The sequence below is a fragment of the Phyllobacterium sp. MT110 genome, assembly GCF_058792715.1.
In genome coordinates, this window is the sequence record NZ_JBXAFE010000002.1 from 409,219 (window position 1) to 429,843 (window position 20,625).

The window sequence follows — 20,625 nt, forward strand, 5'->3', positions numbered from 1 at the left end:
CTTTTGAGTGCTATGGGAACGGGCAGAGAACGTATCGAACATCCTGACGCATTGCGCCGATGCAATGATCTTTCGAAGCTGACCGGCATGGCCGGATTTTGATCGTAGTGCGGAAGGTTCACCTTGGTTTCTGGATTTTTCAAATGACCGATTTGTCAGTCGTAATTCCTGCCTATAATGAATCCGGAAACATCGGCGCCCTTGTCACGGAGATCAATCAGGCTCTTTCGGGTGTGGTCAGCTATGAGATCTTGATCATCGATGACGGCTCGAATGATGGCTCGGCGGAGGAAGCTTTGAATGCTGGTCGCCACGTTCGCGTGCTGCGCCATAAAAACCGTACGGGTAAATCCAGGGCTCTTGTCAGCGGTTTTCAGGCCGCAAGGGGACAATGGATCGCGACGCTGGACGGTGACGGGCAGAACAATCCGCTGGATCTGGCGCGCCTCTGGCCGCGTATTGCGCAATCCCAGCCTGCGCTGTTTGCCGGGGTCAGAAAACGCCGCAATGACGGGGTCGTGAAGTTGCTGACATCGAAATCCGCCAATTTCATCCGCAAGCGCCTTCTCAGGGACAATTGCCGCGATGCAGGGTGCGGATTCAAAGTTCTGCCGGCGTCCGTGGCAAGAGGACTGCCCTACTTCGACAACATGCACCGTTTTCTTCCGGCCCTCTCGATCCGGGCCGGTCTGGCCGTCGTCGAAGTCGATGTGGAGGACCGTCCCCGGCTGGCCGGCGTCTCCAAATACGGGTTCTTCGATCGCGCGGCGGTTGCGTTTCTCGACACTGTGGGTGTCTTCTGGCTTATCCGCCGATACTCTGATCCGGCAGGGGTAAGTGAGATGAATAACGCTGAAAGCTGAACGTCCTGATCTGGCCGTTGAAGTTTCTCAATGGGCTGTCAACGCGGGTCATGGGGCCGGCCGCGGCCGCATCGGCAGGCAGGAGTTCGAGCGTTTCTTTATCCGGTGCATCGCCGCCCTCCCAGACAAGGACGATATCGTCGGCGTTGCCGCTTGCCGGCGGCCAATGGAGCTGCACGGCAATGTTGGCGGCGTCATCCTGCCGCTTGGCTGCTATCCGCGCCGGGGTAGAATTTTGCACGTGAATGGCATTGGCAACCGCATCGAATGGTATCGACAGGCGATCGTCACCGAACAGCAGCACAATGGCGAAGGCAACGGGCGCCAATGCGTAGAAGCCGCCGGATATGATCAGCAGGTTTCGCGCGCCATGCTTCTGCGGAAAGTACAGCGCCAGCAAAATGGCAGTCGGTGCCAGAATGGGTGCCATATAGCGCTCTGCGACGGAATGGTAGTCGGCAAAAAAGACAATCAAGCCAAAGGCCGTCAAACCAAGCACGACGGTACGGAACAGGACTTTCCTGACGTCGGCGTCTCCGTCCGGAGCGGGTTTTGGATCGTCCTGCCAGCGGCCAATCAAAAAGATCACAAGAGCCGGGCCTGACCAGAGGAAGGTCGAGATGAAGAGACTGAGAAGCCCGTCCACCCCAAACCCAGGAAGATCAAAAGGCTGGAGCATCGGGATCAGGTGGTTGAGCTTGACCATTCGACCTGCCGTCGCAGCCAGGGGTGCATTCAAGGAGGCCAAGGCCACAGGGCCCATGGCAAGCAGGAAAATGCCAAGGGATATCAATGCGGGTCTGCAGAAAATCTGACGGCGAATGGTCCTGTTGAGCGCGCAGGCGATCAGAAAGCTGAACAGGAACATGAAGAAGTTGTATTTTGCCAGCCCGCCAATGGCGGCCCATAGACCTAGCCAGACATAGGCGCGGTATCCTCGTCCTGATCGGATCAGAGCCAAAGCATGGATCGTGCCGATGGATGCGACGATCACCAGAAGCGTATGCGCCGTTGTCTGGATCGACATCCAGACAATCTGCGGCAGAAGGGCGGATGCCGCCAGGGCCAATACCCCGGCGCGGTCGCCGCCCAACCGGCGTGCGGTATCGAATGAAAGCCAGTGATAGAGGCCGAGCAGGCAAAGACGGACCAGAACCGTCGCAACGACCCAGTTCCAGCCGGTAAGATCGAGGGCCAGCCGCACCAGCCAATTGTAAAGCGGCGGGTGCGAATTGCCGTAAATCCAGGAAAAATCAACCGATCCGACAAACTGGGCTTCATCGATGTCGAGGAATGGCGATAGTGCCAGCCTGAGTGCGATCAGGCCCGCTGTGTAGCATAGTATTGCAAGGGGGATTCGCCGGGCGAGGTAGGTCCAGTTGATCATCGGGCCGTCCAGTTTCAACGCTGCATGGAATCGAGAGGTGAATGCAGCCTGACCGTCAATTTCATATGTGCCGTATCCCACTACAACCAAGTGCCGGTCGCTGCAATGCTACAAATTTCCAATGAGAAACCGTGCCAATGAATAAGGCCGCCGGCTTGATGCGGGCGGCCTTTCACTTATTCAAATTGTTGTGACTACGCCCTGCGCAGCAGGCCCGCGATCAGGGAAATGACCAGGAGCGCCAGGAAGACAAAGAAAATAATCTTGGCTATCCCGACAGAAGCCCCAGCTATTCCGCCAAAGCCAAGTGCACCGGCCACGAGGGCAATAATAAGAAACACAACCGCATAATATAACATCATCAACTCCCTATCCTGTTGCATGCACAACGATCTCGGGGGTGCCTTTGTTCCATGCGGCAGCAGATACGAATGCTTCGCCGGCTTCTATGCCTTTGCCTTGCTGCTCTCTTTGAAGAACAGCGCCTGTGTAATCAGGGCTTTGACCATGTCAGGGTTGAAGGGCTTGGTGACAAGGAAGGTCGGTTCCGGCCGTTCGCCGGTCAGTAGCCGCTCAGGAAACGCTGTGATGAAGATCACGGGAACCGCGTCCTGGCTCAGGATGTTGTTGACCGCATCGATGCCGGAACTGCCATCGGCGAGCTGAATGTCGGCAAGAATCATGCTCGGATGTGTTTCCGCATAGAGTTTCACGGCCTCGTCGCGGGTCCGGGCGATACCGACAACCCGATGACCCAGACTTTCGACCATATGTTCGATGTCCATGGCGATCAGCGGTTCGTCCTCGATGATCATGATATCGGTGGCGATCTGCTTGGAGATGCCGACGGAAGCCTCGTCGAGGAGAGCATAAAGCTCCTGCTCGTCTATATCAAGAATATCGAGGGTTTCAGCCTGGCTGAAGCCTTCAAGGCTGATGAGAAGGAAAGCCTGACGCGCGCGGGGGGCGATGGCCGTCAGGTTTGCCGCCGCGTGCTTTTCCCAGCCGAATTCCGACTGCAGTTCGAGCGGACGGACATTGACGGAATTGAAGTGCTTGATCAGCAGCTTGTAGAGGCTGACCCGGTCAGAGGTGGCTTCAGGAAAAAGGGAGACATCGCTGATAAGGATTTCGAGCGTCGCCGCTACATAAGCATCGCCTGATGATTGCGACCCGGTAATGGCGCGGGCGAAGCGGCGAAGATAGGGCAGATGTGGAGCGATCCGAGTGGACAATGACATTATGGTGATTTCCCGTTCCCGTTTGGGCATTGAAGACTAGTACGAACCAAAACACATTGGCGAAAAAAAAGTTCCCTGGCATGGAACTTTTCCTTCTCCAGGGGATTATCGACATTAATGTGCCTGCCAAAAGCTTTTGCGACGAACGACCAGCAAAGATAGTAGAATGAACGCCAACAAAAGTATCTCAGACGGCTCCGAAAAGGGTCGTGTCCGTCGCCGCGACGTCAGAAACGCGGAATCAGAAATCGGTTTGAAGCTGCGTGCGCTTTATGCCTCCGTACAGGAGGAGGAAATACCGGCACGTTTCCTCGACCTTCTGGAAAAGCTCGACGAAGCTGAACGCAACCATGCTCAGTCGTCAAAATAACAGGCGGTCGGATGGTACATGAATCCCCTGATTTCAAGAGAAATCTGATTGCGTCACTGCCGAAGCTGCGCGCATTCGCAGTATCGCTGATCGGCAATCCCGACCGCGCGGATGATCTTGTCCAAGACACGATCATGAAAGCGTGGGCCAAGCAGGATTCATTCGAAGCCGGCACCAATATAAAGGCCTGGCTGTTTACGATCCTGCGCAATGAATTTTATAGCCAGATGCGCAAGCGTGGGCGCGAAGTGCAGGACTCGGACGGCGTTTTCACCGAACAGCTTTCGGTGCATCCCTCGCAATACGGCGCACTCGATCTGCAGGATTTCCGCAAGGCTCTGGAAAAGCTGCCCGACGATCAACGCGAGGCCATCATCCTTGTCGGCGCGTCCGGCTTTTCCTACGAAGAGGCGGCGGATATCTGTGGATGCGCCGTTGGGACAATCAAGAGCCGCGTCAGCCGTGCAAGAACACGCTTGCAGGAACTTCTCGATGTCCAGGGAGAGGTTGATTACGGTCCTGACTCCATTGCCACGCAGGTAACATCAAACAAGTTCGCCTGACGCGCCGCCTTCTTTCGCCGGCAGTGTTCCCGCAACCATTCTGGCAAAAGCGGTGGCGACGGCTTGCAGGATCTGGGTCTTGCCATAGGGCTTCAAAACCACGGGAACATCGGCAAAACCGGCAATGCCGCTCCTTTGCTGATCATAGGCGGTGGCAAAGACAACGGGAACGCCCCGTTGCAGCATGAGGCTTGCGGCGTCCAGAGAGGAGGTGCCCCGCGCCTTGACTTCGAGAATGGCGATGTCGCATGGCGGCTGGCTCTCAATCCAGAATAGAAGCTCGGCAACGGTCGAGACGACATGAACGGATTTCGCGCCACATTCCTCCGCAATGCGCTCCAACTCGAGTGCGATCAGATATTCGTCCTCCAGAACCAGAAGTCGCTTGCCGGTCAATTCCATATCAACTGCTCCTAAAAGCAGTGCTTATGCGCTGAACGGAATAGGGTGTCATTTAACTATGACATGTCGAACGCGAAGAATTATCGGTCATTTCAACGGCAGCATGTTAGCGTGCTCAACAACTCTCGATTGAGAAATCAAATGAAAACAGCAACAGCTTCAGCGGTACGGCAATTCCCCTGCGAAAAATGCCCCTTGCAGGATTTCCCGCATTTCCAACCGCACGACAAGGACGAACTGGAGTTCCTGTCGGGCTTCAAGACGGGCGAGCTTGTTGCCGATGCCGGGACGACATTTCTGGTCGAAGGTGCCAACAGCGCGCACCTTTTCACGGTTCTGTCCGGCTGGGCGTTTCGCTACAAAACCCTGGAAGATGGCCGCCGGCAAATCCTCAACTACGTGCTGCCCGGTGATCTCATCGGATTGCAGGGATCGCTGATGAAGGAGATGCAGCACTCCATCGAAGCCATGTCACCGGTGATTCTGTGCGTTTTCCAGCGTGACAAACTCCCCAACCTTTTCCGCACCTTTCCAAGCCTTGCCTACGATATTACCTGGCTGGCGTCCCGTGAAGAACAGATGCTGGATGAAATCCTGCTCAGTGTCGGGCGCCGCACCGCATTGGAGCGCGCGGCCTATCTGTTTGCCTTCATTTTTCAGCGTGCCAAGTCAGTCGGCATGGTCAAGAACAACAAGCTGTTTGTGCCACTGAGACAACAGCACGTTGCCGATACGCTCGGATTGTCCATCGTGCATACGAACAAGACGCTCAAGAAACTTGCGGCGCGCGGTGCGTTGCGCTGGGTTGACCGGGGCTGTGAAGTCCTCGATGAAACGACCCTTCTGGATATATCGGGATGGCAAGGTTTGCCGAAGGTGCCAAGACCCTTTATCTAGTTCGTGTATATGTCGGGCCGAGCATACAAGGCCTGTTTTGGCAGGAGCAGTGCAGTTGGTGCAGTGGCGCAGAGTTTTGGCAGGTTTTTCGGAAAGGCCCCGGCGCGGGTTGGCCATCATCATCTCGCTTGCCCTGATCATCACCGCTGCGACCTCGACCATCATCCTGACCCGCGGCTTCAACAACCAGATGGACGACGTCATTGCCACCTACCGGGTCCGGGAGCAGGCGGATGGCGCACTCGCCCTCTTGAACGAAGCGCATACCAGTCAACGCGGTTATCTCCTGACCCAAAACCCCGCCTTCCTCGATCTCTACCGCGCGGCCGCGTCCCACCTTGCCGAATCGCTGAATACGCTGAACGAGATGACAAGAGGCAATCCCCGGCAACAGGCCATTGTCAGCCAAATTCAGGATTTGGCGAAGAAGAAGCAGCAAAAAGTCGAAGCGGCCATATCGACGTCTCTTGCGGGGAACAACAGCGAAGCTCTGGCTTCACTCGGTTCCGATTTCGGCATCGGCCAGATGGATGACGTCAGGAAAACCATCAACAGTTTCCTGGGTGAAGAAGATCGTCGGCTAATCGCCCGCAACATAGCCATGGACAAGTTGCGCTTCTGGCTGACCATTGCCTCGATCCTCGCCCTCGCAGGTGCATTGATACTCGCCTATATCCTTGCCAGCCGCACCAAGCGCTATGTGCGCAAGCTGACCGAAGGTCAATCGACGCTGCTTTCTGAAAAATCGCAACTGGAAGAAATGGTTCAATTGCGCACCGCCGAGCTCGAAAAGGCCATGCTGATTGCCAAGCGGGAGAGAGCACGCGTGGAAACGCTCCTGCAGGATTCCGATCATCGCATCGGTAATTCGCTGGCGACCGTGTCATCGCTTCTTGGCATCCAGATGCACGGCGTTTCGTCGGACGAAATCCGAGTGGCCCTCGGCGCGGCGCGTGATCGAATCCAGACGATTTCTTCGGCACACCGCCGGCTCCGGCTGGGAAAGGATCATGAGACCGTTCGGGCCGATGAATATTTGCCGGAGATTATGGCCGACATCAAGGACGCGCATTTTCACGACCGGGATATCCGGATCGAAGCCCATTTCGAACCGATTGATCTGAGCTCCCGGGATGCCACAACCCTCGGTATCATTATCGGTGAGCTGACGATGAACGCGATCAAACACGCATTTCCGCATAATCGCGCGGGGTTGATCGAAATCGGCCTGCAGCGCGATGCCCATGGCATTATAGCCCTCACCATTGCTGACGATGGTATCGGCATCCAGAAAAAACTCCACAAGCGGGCGTCAGGTTTGGGCTCCGTGATCGTCGCACAGCTCTGCCAGCAATTTGGCGGCGCGGTGACCTATGGCGCCAAAGATGGTGGCGGCACGATCGTGACAGTCACGTTCCCCACCCTTCGCAGTGCCTCTGCGCCCGAGAACGCGAAGGCGGAAGACGAATGAGTGGCAGTCAGAGCGTTGCCGCCCCGGTTTCCGGCATGTCGGCTTTCAGCTGTTCCAGCGCAAGTTCGATGTCGCGCAAGGTCCGGGTAGAGCCGTCCTCATTGTCCATTCCGCCTTCCGTCGCTGCCCGCTGCAATCCCCTGGCTTCGCTGAGCAGTTCCCGCAGCTTTTCGATTTTCACGGTCCGGTCCAGACTAGTGTCCGATAGAATGTCCTTCGCGTCGCGCATAGATTTCTCCTTTGCATTCTTCACGCAACAGAAACGACGGGCGCTATTAAATGTTCCGGGCGGGGAACAAAGGGGTATGCGTTGCGTTGATAATCGAAGCTGTTTCAACGTTCAGAGTAAGGACGGCTCGATGAGGGGCGTCATGTGACTATGAAGTCAGACCAAATTTCAGAAAACATGTCAGGATTTCTGTCAGAACCCGCTCGTCTGGACGCTGTTTCCGTGCTGGGCAGCCTTGAACTTCAGCCTGAAAGCGAGCTTCACGGACTGGCCTCTCTGGCTTTGTCATTCTCGAATGCTGATGTTGCGCTGATCGTGGCAGTCGGTGAGACGCAAACCCGGATACTGGCGCAGGCTGGAAACGCGCCGGCGGGACGCACCGATTTCTGGGTATTCGGCGCAAATGCGCTGGTCTTGCCAGAGGGAGAATCGCTGGTCGTTCCCGATGTGACAGCAGACAAGCGATTTTCCGGGGGCGTGGCGGGCTCAGCCGGCAACGATGTGCGGTTTGTTGCAGCGACGTCGGTCGAGGTCGGCGGCGCGCGCGTCGCTGCGCTTATCATCGCCTCGGCGCAACCCGGACAAACGGCAAGCACGCTGCTGCAATCCCAGTTGAAGCAGGTGGCCAGGCTTGCCGGTTCCTTTCTCAAGATGAAGTGCGATGCACAAAGCAATGTTCGGTCCATCGAAACCCTGAACAGGGATGAACTGCGCCATGATATGGCGCTGGAAGTCGGGAATGTCGGCAGCTGGGTTTGGGACCTGAAGACCGGAAAATTCACCGGCAACAAGATGGCTTATTCCATGCTCGGCCTCAGCGATGACAAGCCGATAAGCGGAGAAGATGTTTTCCGCGCCATGCATCCGGATGATTTTCCGTTGATGAAATCGGCGTTCACCCGCGCTATGGCACATAATCAGGATTATGTCGGCGAATTTCGCGCCGCATCCTCCGGCCAGTGGCTGCTCGGACGCGGCCGTGTCTTTGAACGGGATGCCGCCGGCAGGCCGCTTGTAGCTGTTGGTGTCAATATCGATATCACCAGCACGCGAAATGCCGCCGAGAAAACCCGGCTGCTGTTGCGGGAATTGAACCACCGGGTCAAGAATACACTGGCCATGCTGCAATCGCTGGCGCGGCAGACATTGAACCGGACCTCGGATCCGGCGGAATTCATGGAGGCTTTCTCCGGCCGGCTGCGGGCGATCTCCGAGGCACACACGCTTTTGTCCGATCGTGAATGGAGCGGCATCAGTCTCGTTGACCTCATCACCAAGCAGGTCGAACCCTATGCGATCTATGATCCAGCCCAGGTCGTGCTGGAAGGCGAGGACATGATTCTCCCGCCCGATCACGCCTTGGGACTTGGCATCGCGTTGCACGAACTTGCCACCAATGCGGCCAAGCACGGCGCGCTGTCCTCCGCGCGGGGGAGGGTGCGTGTGTCATGGCAGACGGAAGCCGGGCTCGATGAATCCCGGGTTGTCATTCACTGGGTGGAATCCGACGGCCCCCGTGTCATACCTCCCGCCGCCCGAGGACTTGGCGAGCGGCTGATTGAACGCAGCCTGGACAAGGTTCTGTCGAGCAGTGTCCGGTTGAGTTACCCCGAAACCGGCATGGAAGTTCTGATCTCGATGCCGATAAAGGAAGGGTCAGCTGCTGTCGTTGGATGATGGTTTCTTCTTGGTGAGAAGCGAAAGTCCGGCAAAGGCGATGACCGGTACGGCCAGCATCAGCAACCCCCGCGATTTCAAGACGGTTGGTGCGGCGGCAAGTGCAGCGACGGTCAGCAGGGTTGATGTATCGACCTTTGACCGCTCGCGCTGCCGCTTGCGGGCAACCGTTTCAGCAACTTTCATGATGATGTAGGCCAGAAGCGCAAGGACGATCGCGCCGCCGGCCAGGATCAGGGCGGCGTACACATCGCCGAAATGCCGAGAAAGCGCGATATAGCCCGCGACGAGCAGGAAGACGCCGGCAATCGCCAGCAGAATGCCGATCAGCGCAAGGAAGACCGCACGGCGCTTTGCCCGACTCACAGCGGAACCGAGCTCTCCAGAAACCGCACTGGACAGAAGGGGGGCCAGCAGTTTCAGCATGTCAGCGGCGGGCGATCAGAGCCAGAAGAAATCCCACGCCCGCAGCAACCGCAACGGTTGTCAGGGGGTTCTCGCGCACAGTCTCTGTCAGTTGATCCTCGAGCGCCTTGGCCTGAGACCGTATTTCATCCAGAGCGTCTTCACCGCGTGCCCTGGCGTTCTCGAAGGTCGAGGATGCGTTGCTGCTCGCCTCTTTTGCCGAGGTCTTGCCAATTTTGGCGAGTGTTGCCGCAATGTTCGCGATGTCCTCTTTCAACGCGGCAACCTGAGCTTGCAGATCCGGGTTGGACTCTGTTGCATCGTCCACGGCTTTGCGAACTTTCGAAGAAACTGACGCCATTAAAGGAACTCCTTGAGAAATATAAGTTTCATAGGGATTGAAACGCCCCGCATGCGGTTTGGTTCCATGTGGAAGCGCAGACCGCTGCTCACGCAGCGGTCTGCCTGCATTGGGCTGCAAACACTGTTATTCGGCGCTGCCGCGCAGCAGAATTTTCTCGCTGTCGGCCTTGTAGGCTTCCTCGCTATAGGCGGGATGGGCCTGCAGCTGCTGCTTCGTGAAAGGCGTGTAGACGGCGATCTTGCCGTCCTTGTCCGACAGGAGATCGAGATTCTCGATGGAAATGGCGATGGGTTTCTTGCCCAGGCCAAGGAAACCGCCGACGTCCACGACAAAGGCTTCCACCTGACCGTCTGGGGTCATCAACGCGTCACCCACGGAACCAAGGGTCTCGTCATCCGAGCCATAGACGGTCGTGCCGATCAATTTTTCCGCGCTGACGGCGGTTGCCGGTACAGCTTTCAGCCCGTCACGCGTCGCCATCGTGGCTTGCGGTGCCGGCTTGGCAGGCGCAAGAGACGGCTTCAGAACATCCGCCGCGGGGTGCCCGTCGAGCAAGGCCGCCTTGTCAAAGGCAGGCGCCTTTTCCAGCTCTTCCTTGCTGGTGGCGATGACGAGCCAACGTGTGCCGTCCGCCCGGTCAGCCCAGGCCAGACCATCCAATCCAACGGCCACATCCTTCTCGCCGATGCCGACAAATCCACCAACGCCGATGATTGCCGCCTCAGCCGTGCCATTGGCGTCAAGCACCAGGTCTTTGACCGCGCCGATCGAGACGGAATCATCGTTGGCTCCGTTATAGACTTTCTCACCGATCAAGCCGGAAGCCAGGATTTGCCCGGCTGCAGATTTGACATAGCGCCCGGCATTTTGTGCCGGCTTGCTTTTGTCGTGGAAAATGCCGTGCGTTGCCGCTGAGCCCGGTTCCTGGGCCTGGGCGAAACCGGATGTCGCAAGGACTGTGATCAAGGCAGTGGTCATCAAGAGACGTTTGGTCATGCGAATAGGGTTCCTGTATAATATCGTGATGTGAAGAAGCGCCGGGACATTGGCCGGCATGAAGGCAGCGCTGCGCAACGTTCCTACGAGAGATAGCCGAGGAACCAGAGAATCAGGATGATCGGTAGTGGCAGGCCGATGAGCCAAAGTAAAACTCCACGCAGCATAGTGTGTCGATCCTTTCGTCAGGTCTGATCCGGGCAATCAGAGTGCAAACAGTTCCGTTAGATGCGGCCCAAAAGCAGCAAGATGAGCAGAATCACCAGGACAATCCCAAGCAAACCGGAAGGGCCGTAACCCCATGCCCGCGCGTGGGGCCAGCTTGGAAACACGCCGATCAGCGCCAGTATCAGAATGATGATCAGGATCGTTGTCACCGGCATTCTCTGCTTCTCTCCTTCGAGCGGCCCGATGCATTGGAAACTTCCGATATCGATTTTTGTTCCGGCCGCCGCAGCGTTTCGATGCTGCTCCATGCAGCGCGAAGGAACGTGTGGGCGTCGTTTTCGCAGGTCTTGGCGGGGGGCATGCAACCAAATTCAGCCGGCTTCGTTTCAGAGTGTCATTGAACGGAGAGGGATTTTCATGAATTCGGAGAAGCGGGCTGGCTATGCCGTCTGAGAATGTAAGGGAGGCGTCGCCGCGCGCCGTCGAGCGCGTCAGTCAGAGATCAATTTATGCGCCTGCTCCTCCCGAAACCGACGGGCGAATGCAGTTCCCGCCCATCATTGTGGCCATTGCAGTGGTCGCTGCGCTGTATTTTGCCCGGGATATTTTTGTCCCGCTGGCGCTGGCGCTGCTCTTGACCTTTGCCTTGTCGCCGCTGGTCACGCAGCTTCACCGCTTCGGCGTGCCGAAGATTCTTTCGGTTATCGCCGTGGTGCTGACCGCGTTTATCGCCATATTCCTGTTTGCCACGATTGTGGTTGGGCAGCTGACGGTTCTGGCGCAAAACCTGCCAAGCTACCAATACAACATCGAGGCAAAGATCAGGACCATCAAGGACGCGCAGTCCGGTAACGGTATTTTTGACCGCGGTGCGCGCATGTTCAAACGGCTCAATGAAGAAATAGGCCGCTCCGATGAAGTGGAGCGGTTTCCTGCACAAAACGGCGCGGGCACGCAGGCACAACAACCTCCTGAGAATGTGACGCCGAACAATCAGGCGGAAAACAAGTCTCCCCTGGCGAAAGGTGATCAGGATAAACCCGTTCCGGTTGAAATCCGTTATCCGGCCCCGGATCCCCTGCAATTGCTGCAAACCGTCGCCGTGCCCTTGATTCAACCGCTGGCAACGGTCGGCATTGTCGTTGTCTTTGTCATCTTCATGCTGCTGCGGCGGGAAGATCTGCGTGACCGCTTCATCCGGCTTGTGGGAGCCAGCGACATTCACCGCACGACCACGGCATTGCATGATGCGGGGAAGCGGGTCGGGCAATATCTCCTGATGCAGCTTGTGATCAATATCTGCTTTGGTGTTCCGATCGGCATCGGTCTTTGGCTGATTGGTATCCCCAATCCGATGCTGTGGGGCCTTCTCGCCATCGCCCTGCGTTTCGTGCCCTATATCGGACCATTCATTGCCGCGTCTTTCCCGCTCATGCTTGCGTTGGCGGTCGATCCCGGCTGGATGCTCCTGTTGTGGACCGCCGCCTTGTTCATCGTTCTCGAGTTGATCAGCAACAATGTCATGGAGCCTGTGCTCTATGGCTCGAGGACCGGGCTCTCGCCGGTTGCCATCCTGCTTGCGGCAATTGTCTGGACCTGGATATGGGGCCCGATCGGGCTCCTGCTTTCCACGCCGCTGACGGTCTGTCTCGTGGTGCTCGGGCGTCACGTGCCGCGCTTCGAGTTCCTGGATGTGCTGCTTGGCAACGAACCGGTGCTGTCACCGCCGCAACAGCTTTATCAGCGGTTGTTGTCCGGCGATCCCGACGAGGCGACGGAAAAAGCGGAAGACTATCTGCAGTCATCGGCGATTGCGGATTACTACGCGTCCGTTGCTGTCCCTGCGCTGTTTCTCGCCGAGCATGACCGGGGACGGGGCGTGCTGGATGCTGTGCGCCGCAGCCGGGTGGCACAAAGCATGATACGCCTTGTGGAAAATCTCTCGGAACATCAGGACGTGCAAGGCGAGGACGATGAAGATCATGTCGAACCGGCCAAGAGCAGGCGCAGCAAGAGCGAAGAGCCAAGGACGATCATTTCAGCGGGTGGGCGAGGCGATCTCGACGACGCGGCAGCGGTGATCATTGGCGATATCCTGGAGCGGGGTGACTTCGAGGTTCGCGACATCACGCATGACGAGCTTGAAGCCGTGAATATAGGCAAACTCGACCTTGCCGATGCGAGTGCGATCTATATCAGCTATCTCAACATGTCTTCGGTGGCCCATGCCCGTTATCTCGTTCGTCGTATTCGCAGGCGGAATGCGCGCATCAAAATCATTGTCGGCTTCTGGGCCGAGGATGCGGGCACTGTTGAGGGTGACAAGATCGTTGGATCAAGCCGAAACTGCTATTTTGCCTCGAACATCGAAGCGGCAATCAAACAGGTTGCCGGGTGATATCCGGGATATTCGGGAAAGCCTTCCCGCGGATGGGAACCAAGATGACTCTGTGACGTTTCGCAGAAGCTGGTCACACGTTGACCGGCACGTTCAGAACCCGGTGCCTGTTCCCCCGTGGGCACCGGGTTTTTGCTTTGATCTGAAAAATTATCCTTTTAATTCAATATTTTAAGTATTCTCGCTTTCACGGGAACCGGAGGCGTCACCGCCCGTTTACCTCTGGTGAGTGAACATTCAAGGAGTGTACCAATGGGTAGCACAGGTGACAAGATTTCCGGGCTTGCCAACAAAGCCGCTGGCAACATCAAACAGGCAGCGGGCAAGGTAACAGGCTCCAAGAAGCTGCAGGCCGAAGGCAAGGCTCAGGAACTGAAGGGCGATGCCCAAGAGATGAAGGGCAAGGCCAAGGATGCCGTGAAGAAGGTCGTTGACCGCGCTTGACTGTTCCAATGGCTGAAGTTTGAACCGGCTCGCAATCGAGCCGGTTGCTTTTTGCGCAATAGTCTGTCGTGCTGAGCTGCGATTTTCAAAAAGCGATATTCTTATAGGTTGATGGGGATGTGTTCATGAGACTGAATGTCGGGTGTGAATTGCGTTTTGATTTCGCTCAGGAAACACCCTTGATTGCCATCTTGAACGTGCACCATTCGCGCGTCGAGGACATTGAAGGCGTCGAGACATTCCAGTCGACATTCGGTTCGAGCGTTGACGGTTATCACGACCAGTTCGGCAACTGGTGCAACCGCATCCTGGCTGCGCCCGGCCCGTTCATCTGTTCGACCAATGCGATTGTCCGCGATAGCGGTATGCCGGATCCTGTTGTGCTGGAGGCTGTTCAGCACCGCGTGCAGGACTTGCCTGCGGAGACACTGGTCTATCTCCTGGGCAGCCGCTATTGCGAGACGGATGTCTTGAGCGAAGAAGCATGGCGGCTGTTCGGCAATACGCCAGAGGGTTGGCAGCGGGTGCAAGCCGTTTGCGACTACGTCCATAATCACATCACATTCGGCTATGCGTTTTCCAATCCGACACGGACCGCCGCATCGGGTTATGCGGAAGGCCGAGGCGTTTGCCGGGATTTTACCCATCTGGCCGTGGCTTTTTGCCGGTGTCTCAATATTCCGACGCGCTATAGCACGGGCTATATCACCGATATCGGCGTACCGCCGCCCCATTCGGCGATGGATTTCTGCGCCTGGATGGAAGTCTATCTGGGTGGGCAGTGGCATGCGTTCGATCCGCGCAACAACAAGCCTCGTATCGGACGGATCAAGGTGGCGCACGGAAGGGATGCGGCGGATGTTCCATTGACCAATATTTTTGGTCCCAATGTGCTGACAAAATTCACGGTTTGGGCTGAAGAGGCGGTGTGATATCCTGCTTTTTTCGCAACCTTCTCCGCTGCCAGCAGTTTTGACTGGTGATATACAGGAGGAAAGCATGAGCCAACGTGCGATCGATTTCGTCAATAGCTGGATAGAAGCCAATGTTCATGCCACGCGTCCGGCGGATATGGCGCATCATGATCCAAGGCCCAAACAACTGGTCGCCAAATGCACCGCCGCAGCGGAAGCCGCCGGTATTTCAAGGGAAGAGATTCTGGACGGATTGGGCGATCTGGAAATTTGCATGATCGCCGCCATTGACCGGGCTGCCTTGGCCAAGGATATCAAGCGGGCCTAGGCTGCGACTCAATGAAAATCCCGGGATTTTGGCAGAATCCGGACCTTGCGCGGATGACGGGCTCTCGGTTGATCGGGAACCGGATGAACCACTTCATCGGCATGCGATACCGGCAAGGGCGGCAGTTGTTCCGAAAGCCGATACAGATCCGCCGTGCGGTCAATCAGTTTGCGGGCAACGATATGCGTGACGTTATCGCTGCTCTGGACCGTTCCCTCGATCAGGATGAGGCGGGAACTCATCACTTCCTTGCGATAGGTGGCCATTGTCTTCGCCCAGACGATGATGTTGGCAATGCCGGTTTCATCCTCGATCGTCATGAAGACAACACCTTTGGCGCTGCCCGGCCTCTGGCGGACCGTGACCACGCCGGCAAGCTTGACGCGCCTGTTGCTGGCCAGAGCAGTGGCCTGTCTGCAGGTCACGACGCCTTCACGGCCAAGCATGTCCCGCAGAAACTGCATGGGGTGTCCCTTGAGCGATAGCCGGAAGGATTCATAGTCGGCAATGACATGCTCAGCCATCTGCATAGGCGGCAACCGTGTCTGCGCTTCGACTGCAAGTTCGTTGGTTTCGGCAATCTGGAAGAGTGGCAGGGTTGTATTGTCGGGAAATCGGCGCACGGCCCAGAGTGCTTCGCGCCGGTCAATGGCTAACGAGCGAAATGCATCCGCATCGGCGAGCAGGACAAAGGCGCGGCGCTCCAGTCGCGTCAGACGGCGAACCTCTTCAATGTCCGCATAGGGCTTTTTCCGCTTTGCGCAAATTTCGTCGGCCCAGGCTTTCGAGAAGCCGTCGACCTGCCGCAAGCCCATGCGCATGGCAAAATTACCGCTGTTACCCGTTTCCAGCGTGTTATCCCATTCGCTGAAATTGACATCGACAGGACGCACTTCGACATCGTGCTCGCGGGCGTCACGGATGATCTGGGCCGGGGCATAAAAACCCATGGGCTGCGAATTCAGGAGGGCGGCGGCAAACACTTCCGGATGGTGGTATTTGATCCAGGAGGAAACATAGACGAGAATGGCAAAACTCGCCGCATGGCTCTCCGGAAAACCATATTCACCGAAACCCTTGATCTGGTTGAAGCAGTTTTCGGCAAAGCTGCGCTCATAGCCGCGGCGCACCATGCCCTCGACCATCTGCTCCTGCATCTTGTGAATGGTGCCGCGATTGCGGAACGTTGCCATGGCACTGCGGAGCTTGTTGGCCTCATCGGGGGTGAAACCCGCCGCTTCAATGGCAATGCGCATGGCCTGTTCCTGAAACAGGGGAACGCCCAATGTTTTAATCAGAACATTTTTCAGTTCATCCTTGTCGCCATATTCGGGAGACGGCGATGGGTAATCGACGTTCTCTATGCGTTTGCGCCGCCGCAAATAGGGATGCACCATGTCACCCTGAATCGGCCCTGGCCGCACAATGGCGACCTCGATGACCAGATCGTAAAACTCCCGCGGGCGCAGGCGCGGCAGCATGTTCATCTGAGCGCGGCTTTCCACCTGAAACACCCCGAGGGAGTCCGCCGCGCACAGCATGTCGTAGACCTTCTCGTCAGTGGGCTCCAGGTCCGCCAACTCGTAACGTTTGCCCTTATGCTGATGAATGAGATCAAAAGCCTTGCGGATGCATGTCAGCATGCCGAGTGACAGCACATCGACCTTCATGATCCGGAGCGTATCGATATCGTCCTTGTCCCACTCGATGAAGGAACGCTTCTCCTTGGCTGCGGGGCCGATGGGAACGGTTTCATCAAGTCGCTCCCGTGTCAGGACGAAGCCGCCGACGTGTTGCGAGAGATGGCGCGGAAAACCGAGCAGTTCCGTCGCCAGCTTGACGGCACGACGGATCATGATGTTGTCGGGGTCAAGACCCGCCTGCTGCACATGCTGCCTGTCCACGGTGGAGCCCCAACTGCCCCAGACCGTATTGGCAAGCGCAGCCGTCACATCTTCGGTCAGCCCCAGGGCCTTGCCGACATCGCGGATGGCGCTGCGCGGGCGGTAGCTGATAACCGTCGCGACGATGGCTGCGCGGTCCCGGCCGTAGCGCTTGTAAACCCATTGCATGATTTCCTCGCGGCGCTCGTGTTCGAAGTCGACATCGATATCGGGTGGTTCCTTGCGCTCGGCCGAGAGAAAGCGTTCGAACAGCGCATTGCCGTTCGTCGGATCGACAGCGGTGATGTGCAGGCAATAGCAGACGGCTGAATTGGCGGACGAACCCCGGCCCTGGCACAGGATATTCTGCGACTGCGCATAGGTGACGATATCATGCACCGTCAGGAAATACGGCGCATATCCCAATGTTGCGATCAGCGTCAGTTCCTTGTTCAGGAGGTCGCGGACCATTTCCGGAATGCCGTCAGGATACCGTTTAGCCGCGCCCTTCCATGTCTCGTCAGCCAGATGCTGCTGCGGGGTTTTGCCCGGCGGCACGGGTTCATCGGGATAATGGTATTGCAGTTCACCGAGCGAGAAGGTGACCGGCGCGGTGAACCGGCGGATTTCCTCAAGGGCTAAGGGAAAATGCCGGAAGAGATGTTGCATTTCCTCCGGTGATTTCAGATGCCTTTCTGCGTTCTTCTCCAGCCTTCGCCCGGCCGTATCAATGGTGACATGGTCCCGGATGCAGGTCAGCACATCCTGCAGAGGGCGGCGGGAAGCGGTGTGGTAGAGCACATTGTTGACCGCCAGCAGCGGAACACCGGCTGTAGTGGCGATACGCTCCAGCTGTTCGCCATGACGCCGGTCAGCGCCTTCGTAAGACATGGCAAGACCAAGCCAGACACATCCCGGCGCAACGACGCTTAGCTTTTTCAGTACAGGTCCGAGATCTTCATCCGGCTGTCCTGATGGCATGACCACCGTCTGGAAATCCTTGGCGCGGAAAAGGAAATCCTCCAGCACCAGATGGCACTTGCCCTTGATCTCAGCCCGCTTTTTCCCCTCGCTCAAAAGGCGGCACAGCTGCCCATAAGCCGGGCGGTCGCGCGGATAGACGACCAGATCGGGCGTGCCGTCGATGAACATCAGGCAGCAGCCGATAAAGAGCTTGAGCTTTATTCCTTGCTCCTCCGTCATTTCCTGATGCGCTTTGTAGGCCCGGACAACCCCGGCAAGCGTGTTGCGGTCGGCGATGCCTATGCCGTCAAGGCCGAGCAATGCTGCTGCCTGCACCAATTCCTCCGGCTGCGAGGCGCCTTCGAGAAAGGAGAAATTGCTGGTGACGGCAAGTTCCGTGTAGCCGGGCATCAGGCAAAAAGCCCATGCAGATACCAGCGCGGGGTGGTCTGGCCGCGCTCATACAGGCCTTCGCGGAAGACCCAGAAACGGTGCCCATGATTGTCTTCGAGGCGATAATAATCCCGTGTCAGGGCGCCGGCATGTTCCCGCCACCATTCCGGCGCGATGCGCTCCGGCCCTTCGGCCAGGACGATATTGTGCCGGACCCGTCGCCAGACGAATTGTGCCGGGGCGCCGTCGGGAATTCCTGCCGTGGTTTCAATCTGTTCCGGCGGCTGGAACAGTCGGACCGGGCGCTCGGGCGGCTCGCCCGGGTGCTGAACGGGCGCCCATTCGACCTGCAGATTTGCGATGGTGTGAATAGCCGGTTCCAGTGAAACGGCGCGCTCGGGAATATGCGTATCGACGGAGTGCGGACGCAGAACCCGGCTGGTGCCGAGACGAATGGACAGACGGTCGATCAGCCCGCCGATCTCTTCGGTTTCCCGAACAGTGCTGTCGAGGCTTTTTTGCATGGTTTGGGTTCGCTCGGCCCGCACCGCCGCAAGACGGATGATGTCAAAGCCGTAACCGGCATCGAGCGGTTCTGCGAGGGTGGTGAGCCGCTCCTTCAGCAACCTGAACAGGGTTTTGGTGTCGGTCAGCGGCCGGCCGGCCTGAATGCCGATCCGCCTGACCTCACCATCGACGCGGAAAAACGAAGCCTCGACTTCCCGCGCGCCCTCGACACGCTGCTGCAACTGCCGGAAAAGTTCATCGCCCAGCGCATGCAGCACCAGCTCAACACTGTCCATGACAATCAAGGGTTCGGCCATGCGCCGCTCGACCATGCAGGCGGGAACAATACGCCGGGGGGAGATCGGGTGGTGCGCATAGCCGAAAAGGGCATCGAGGCGATCCACCAGCCCGGCGCCGAAACGCGCGGCAAGGGCAGCACGGGGAAGCACTTCGACATCGCCGACCGTGCGCAGTCCGGCTCTCTTCAGACCGGCCAGATGAACATCCTCGATCTCGAGGCTGACGAGGCGCAAGCGACGCAATTTTTCCTTAAGCGCGGAATCCCCGATCACGTCTCCCGGTGAATGACGGGCAAATGCGTGGGCTGCCGCCGCATTGCCTGTAATGGCCGAGCGGACCACAACGCCATGCTGGCTCAGGCGCTGGTGGATATCCCGGCGCAATTGATGCTCGTCACCGAAGAGATGCACGCAGCCGGTAATATCGAGCATAAGCCCATCGGGGCCGTCGAGTGCGACCAGTGGCGTGTAGCGGTCGCACCAGTCAGCGAGTTTCTCCAAGAGGGCAGCGTCCTTGCGCGGTGAAGCGAAGGCAATATCGAGATTTTCAAACTGCGCCCGGGCGTCGGTCAAAGCCATGGTCTTGAACAGGCCTGCCTTGGCGGCGCGTTCGTCAAGGGCTGTCAGGCGCAAGGCGTTGGCGACTTTGTCGACGACAATCAGGAACTGTCCGGACTCAGCCCTTTGCGGATTTTCGCGTTTGAGGCGGTCGGTGGGCAGGTGTGGAAACCACAGCGCCAGAAACCGGTTCGATCTGTCTGAAAACATGATTGTCACTCTCCCATTGCAGGATCCAATGGCCTGTCATGCCCTGCCTGTTGCGTATAAGGGTGGCGTCAAACACCGGGTGACCCGGCGCATTGGCGCCGCTCGACCGCGACGCGTTCGAGCGGATCATCCAGCGTGTCACGGCGGAATTGTCGATTGGAACGGCGCCGAGCCGCAGCAGGAAGGCGGGCACGCCCGTCTGCTGGGCGGTCAGCAGCAATTTGCGCGTGGCTGTCAGGTCGAGGCATTTCGGATTGCTCCACGGCGCTATGATGACCGCGCCCGTTCCGCGGATGCCAAGGCTGTCCGATGCGGCTTTCAGCACATCCTGCGGCGACGAACAGCGCACGATGACGAGCCGCTGCGGATCAAGCCCGAGATGCTTCAACCCCGGCGCATAGGGAAAACCGTGTTCCTGCGCGGCAAAATCCTCTTCCAGCCAGATAAGAGGGCTCCGGGCGCTGGATGAGCGCAGGGCAAGGGCGATGACGAAGCCCGTTGCTGCGCCCGCATCGTGCATTTCCGCCGAAAAGACCTCATGCAGCGCGCCGCGTTGCAATCCCTTGCCAAGCACCCTGTCGATGCTTCTGTCGCCAAAACCAAAGGCACTGCGCGGCGCCTGCGCTTCCAGCGCATTCCGCTCGCTTAAAGACGCGATGTCGCGCCGCAACGCCGTAAGGTCGACGGTTGTCACC

At 57.8% G+C, this 20,625-nt stretch carries 22 protein-coding genes; 10 read left to right on the top strand and 12 right to left on the bottom strand.

All coding sequences use genetic code 11. The features are described from left to right. Positions 1-143 precede the first annotated feature (143 nt). Entirely contained in the window at positions 144-863 is a 720-nt protein-coding gene (locus AC1Q5O_RS13555; protein WP_492563618.1) for a glycosyltransferase family 2 protein, read from the top strand. Here AC1Q5O_RS13555 and AC1Q5O_RS13560 read toward each other — a convergent pair. From AC1Q5O_RS13560 to AC1Q5O_RS13570, 3 genes are all read right to left on the bottom strand, one after another. After that, on the bottom strand, positions 805-2,250 hold the full coding sequence (locus tag AC1Q5O_RS13560; RefSeq protein WP_492563619.1) for an ArnT family glycosyltransferase: 1,446 nt from the start codon (positions 2,248-2,250) through the stop codon (positions 805-807). The genes AC1Q5O_RS13555 and AC1Q5O_RS13560 overlap by 59 nt on opposite strands. A gap of 194 nt (positions 2,251-2,444) precedes the next feature. Further along, the gene (locus AC1Q5O_RS13565; RefSeq protein ID WP_105734311.1) at positions 2,445-2,609 is read right to left on the bottom strand and encodes a DUF1328 domain-containing protein; all 165 of its coding nucleotides are present in this window, start codon (positions 2,607-2,609) and stop codon (positions 2,445-2,447) included. A gap of 87 nt (positions 2,610-2,696) precedes the next feature. Beyond that, positions 2,697-3,491 (bottom strand): response regulator, encoded by a 795-nt coding sequence (locus AC1Q5O_RS13570; protein ID WP_223613787.1) that lies wholly within the window; start codon positions 3,489-3,491, stop codon positions 2,697-2,699. 166 nt (positions 3,492-3,657) lie between these two features. On the opposite strand from AC1Q5O_RS13570, the gene AC1Q5O_RS13575 reads away from it, so the two are divergent. Both AC1Q5O_RS13575 and AC1Q5O_RS13580 read left to right on the top strand, forming a co-directional pair. Next, positions 3,658-3,861, top strand: coding sequence for a NepR family anti-sigma factor (locus tag AC1Q5O_RS13575; protein WP_223613786.1), 204 nt, complete (start codon positions 3,658-3,660; stop codon positions 3,859-3,861). Positions 3,862-3,872: 11 nt separating this feature from the next. Next, positions 3,873-4,424, top strand: a complete 552-nt coding sequence (locus AC1Q5O_RS13580; protein WP_464661721.1) for an RNA polymerase sigma factor — start codon at positions 3,873-3,875, stop codon at positions 4,422-4,424. On the opposite strand, the gene AC1Q5O_RS13585 is transcribed toward AC1Q5O_RS13580, so the two are convergent. Further along, positions 4,407-4,826, bottom strand: coding sequence for a response regulator (locus AC1Q5O_RS13585; protein ID WP_492563622.1), 420 nt, complete (start codon positions 4,824-4,826; stop codon positions 4,407-4,409). The two genes, AC1Q5O_RS13580 and AC1Q5O_RS13585, sit on opposite strands and share 18 nt — an antisense overlap. 141 nt (positions 4,827-4,967) lie before the next feature. Between AC1Q5O_RS13585 and AC1Q5O_RS13590 the strand changes: the two genes are divergently transcribed. Together AC1Q5O_RS13590 and AC1Q5O_RS13595 are read left to right on the top strand one after the other, a co-directional pair. After that, a complete protein-coding gene (locus AC1Q5O_RS13590) occupies positions 4,968-5,723 on the top strand; it encodes a Crp/Fnr family transcriptional regulator (protein ID WP_492563624.1) in 756 nt (251 codons plus the stop codon). Further along, positions 5,644-7,194 (top strand): sensor histidine kinase, encoded by a 1,551-nt coding sequence (locus AC1Q5O_RS13595; RefSeq protein WP_492563626.1) that lies wholly within the window; start codon positions 5,644-5,646, stop codon positions 7,192-7,194. Before AC1Q5O_RS13590 ends, AC1Q5O_RS13595 begins: the two co-directional genes overlap by 80 nt. A gap of 7 nt (positions 7,195-7,201) precedes the next feature. On the opposite strand, the gene AC1Q5O_RS13600 is transcribed toward AC1Q5O_RS13595, so the two are convergent. Continuing rightward, positions 7,202-7,423: a hypothetical protein gene (locus tag AC1Q5O_RS13600; protein WP_492563628.1), complete on the bottom strand. Its 222-nt coding sequence runs from the start codon at positions 7,421-7,423 to the stop codon at positions 7,202-7,204. A 177-nt stretch (positions 7,424-7,600) separates the two neighbouring features. Between AC1Q5O_RS13600 and AC1Q5O_RS13605 the strand changes: the two genes are divergently transcribed. After that, the gene (locus tag AC1Q5O_RS13605; protein ID WP_492563630.1) at positions 7,601-9,100 is read left to right on the top strand and encodes a sensor histidine kinase; all 1,500 of its coding nucleotides are present in this window, start codon (positions 7,601-7,603) and stop codon (positions 9,098-9,100) included. Here the strand turns inward: AC1Q5O_RS13605 and AC1Q5O_RS13610 are convergent. From AC1Q5O_RS13610 to AC1Q5O_RS13625, 4 genes are all read right to left on the bottom strand, one after another. Then, positions 9,080-9,466, bottom strand: a complete 387-nt coding sequence (locus AC1Q5O_RS13610) for a hypothetical protein (RefSeq protein ID WP_492563632.1) — start codon at positions 9,464-9,466, stop codon at positions 9,080-9,082. The two genes, AC1Q5O_RS13605 and AC1Q5O_RS13610, sit on opposite strands and share 21 nt — an antisense overlap. Before the next feature lie 61 nt (positions 9,467-9,527). Next, positions 9,528-9,866, bottom strand: a complete 339-nt coding sequence (locus tag AC1Q5O_RS13615) for an ElaB/YgaM/YqjD family protein (protein ID WP_223613778.1) — start codon at positions 9,864-9,866, stop codon at positions 9,528-9,530. Positions 9,867-9,992: 126 nt separating this feature from the next. Next, on the bottom strand, positions 9,993-10,865 hold the full coding sequence (locus tag AC1Q5O_RS13620) for a PRC-barrel domain-containing protein (RefSeq protein WP_492563634.1): 873 nt from the start codon (positions 10,863-10,865) through the stop codon (positions 9,993-9,995). A 224-nt stretch (positions 10,866-11,089) separates the two neighbouring features. Continuing rightward, a complete protein-coding gene (locus AC1Q5O_RS13625; RefSeq protein ID WP_346306306.1) occupies positions 11,090-11,248 on the bottom strand; it encodes a DUF3309 family protein in 159 nt (52 codons plus the stop codon). A 227-nt stretch (positions 11,249-11,475) separates the two neighbouring features. Between AC1Q5O_RS13625 and AC1Q5O_RS13630 the strand changes: the two genes are divergently transcribed. The 4 genes from AC1Q5O_RS13630 (at position 11,476) to AC1Q5O_RS13645 (ending at position 15,117) form a co-directional block, all read left to right on the top strand. Continuing rightward, a complete protein-coding gene (locus AC1Q5O_RS13630; RefSeq protein ID WP_492563637.1) occupies positions 11,476-13,431 on the top strand; it encodes an AI-2E family transporter in 1,956 nt (651 codons plus the stop codon). Positions 13,432-13,683: 252 nt separating this feature from the next. After that, the gene (locus AC1Q5O_RS13635) at positions 13,684-13,875 is read left to right on the top strand and encodes a CsbD family protein (protein WP_223613774.1); all 192 of its coding nucleotides are present in this window, start codon (positions 13,684-13,686) and stop codon (positions 13,873-13,875) included. Positions 13,876-14,000: 125 nt separating this feature from the next. After that, the gene (locus tag AC1Q5O_RS13640) at positions 14,001-14,807 is read left to right on the top strand and encodes a transglutaminase-like domain-containing protein (protein ID WP_492563639.1); all 807 of its coding nucleotides are present in this window, start codon (positions 14,001-14,003) and stop codon (positions 14,805-14,807) included. A gap of 67 nt (positions 14,808-14,874) precedes the next feature. After that, complete coding sequence (locus tag AC1Q5O_RS13645; RefSeq protein ID WP_464661704.1) at positions 14,875-15,117, top strand: hypothetical protein; 243 nt, start codon at positions 14,875-14,877, stop codon at positions 15,115-15,117. Between the two features lie 8 nt (positions 15,118-15,125). Here the strand turns inward: AC1Q5O_RS13645 and AC1Q5O_RS13650 are convergent, their stop codons facing one another. From AC1Q5O_RS13650 to AC1Q5O_RS13660, 3 genes are read right to left on the bottom strand one after another with little or no spacing between them, the layout of a single operon-like run. After that, on the bottom strand, positions 15,126-18,374 hold the full coding sequence (locus AC1Q5O_RS13650) for an error-prone DNA polymerase (protein ID WP_492563641.1): 3,249 nt from the start codon (positions 18,372-18,374) through the stop codon (positions 15,126-15,128). Further along, positions 18,374-19,930, bottom strand: coding sequence for a Y-family DNA polymerase (locus AC1Q5O_RS13655; protein WP_492563643.1), 1,557 nt, complete (start codon positions 19,928-19,930; stop codon positions 18,374-18,376). The genes AC1Q5O_RS13650 and AC1Q5O_RS13655 overlap by 1 nt, the downstream gene beginning before the upstream one ends. Next, complete coding sequence (locus tag AC1Q5O_RS13660; RefSeq protein ID WP_492563645.1) at positions 19,839-20,624, bottom strand: ImuA family protein; 786 nt, start codon at positions 20,622-20,624, stop codon at positions 19,839-19,841. The genes AC1Q5O_RS13655 and AC1Q5O_RS13660 overlap by 92 nt, the downstream gene beginning before the upstream one ends. Position 20,625 lies beyond the last annotated feature (1 nt).

Bases quoted from the DNA above. Each gene is read 5' to 3' on its own strand.
- AC1Q5O_RS13580 (WP_464661721.1), top strand. From the start codon at position 3,873: ATGGTACATGAATCCCCTGATTTCAAGAGAAATCTGATTGCGTCACTG.
- AC1Q5O_RS13640 (WP_492563639.1), top strand. From the start codon at position 14,001: ATGAGACTGAATGTCGGGTGTGAATTGCGTTTTGATTTCGCTCAGGAA.
- AC1Q5O_RS13655 (WP_492563643.1), bottom strand. From the start codon at position 19,930: ATGTTTTCAGACAGATCGAACCGGTTTCTGGCGCTGTGGTTTCCACAC.
- AC1Q5O_RS13620 (WP_492563634.1), bottom strand. From the start codon at position 10,865: ATGACCAAACGTCTCTTGATGACCACTGCCTTGATCACAGTCCTTGCG.
- AC1Q5O_RS13625 (WP_346306306.1), bottom strand. From the start codon at position 11,248: ATGCCGGTGACAACGATCCTGATCATCATTCTGATACTGGCGCTGATC.
- AC1Q5O_RS13645 (WP_464661704.1), top strand. From the start codon at position 14,875: ATGAGCCAACGTGCGATCGATTTCGTCAATAGCTGGATAGAAGCCAAT.
- AC1Q5O_RS13615 (WP_223613778.1), bottom strand. From the start codon at position 9,866: ATGGCGTCAGTTTCTTCGAAAGTTCGCAAAGCCGTGGACGATGCAACA.
- AC1Q5O_RS13605 (WP_492563630.1), top strand. From the start codon at position 7,601: ATGTCAGGATTTCTGTCAGAACCCGCTCGTCTGGACGCTGTTTCCGTG.
- AC1Q5O_RS13600 (WP_492563628.1), bottom strand. From the start codon at position 7,423: ATGCGCGACGCGAAGGACATTCTATCGGACACTAGTCTGGACCGGACC.
- AC1Q5O_RS13575 (WP_223613786.1), top strand. From the start codon at position 3,658: ATGAACGCCAACAAAAGTATCTCAGACGGCTCCGAAAAGGGTCGTGTC.
- AC1Q5O_RS13570 (WP_223613787.1), bottom strand. From the start codon at position 3,491: ATGTCATTGTCCACTCGGATCGCTCCACATCTGCCCTATCTTCGCCGC.
- AC1Q5O_RS13590 (WP_492563624.1), top strand. From the start codon at position 4,968: ATGAAAACAGCAACAGCTTCAGCGGTACGGCAATTCCCCTGCGAAAAA.
- AC1Q5O_RS13565 (WP_105734311.1), bottom strand. From the start codon at position 2,609: ATGTTATATTATGCGGTTGTGTTTCTTATTATTGCCCTCGTGGCCGGT.
- AC1Q5O_RS13630 (WP_492563637.1), top strand. From the start codon at position 11,476: ATGCCGTCTGAGAATGTAAGGGAGGCGTCGCCGCGCGCCGTCGAGCGC.
- AC1Q5O_RS13585 (WP_492563622.1), bottom strand. From the start codon at position 4,826: ATGGAATTGACCGGCAAGCGACTTCTGGTTCTGGAGGACGAATATCTG.
- AC1Q5O_RS13650 (WP_492563641.1), bottom strand. From the start codon at position 18,374: ATGCCCGGCTACACGGAACTTGCCGTCACCAGCAATTTCTCCTTTCTC.
- AC1Q5O_RS13635 (WP_223613774.1), top strand. From the start codon at position 13,684: ATGGGTAGCACAGGTGACAAGATTTCCGGGCTTGCCAACAAAGCCGCT.
- AC1Q5O_RS13560 (WP_492563619.1), bottom strand. From the start codon at position 2,250: ATGATCAACTGGACCTACCTCGCCCGGCGAATCCCCCTTGCAATACTA.
- AC1Q5O_RS13555 (WP_492563618.1), top strand. From the start codon at position 144: ATGACCGATTTGTCAGTCGTAATTCCTGCCTATAATGAATCCGGAAAC.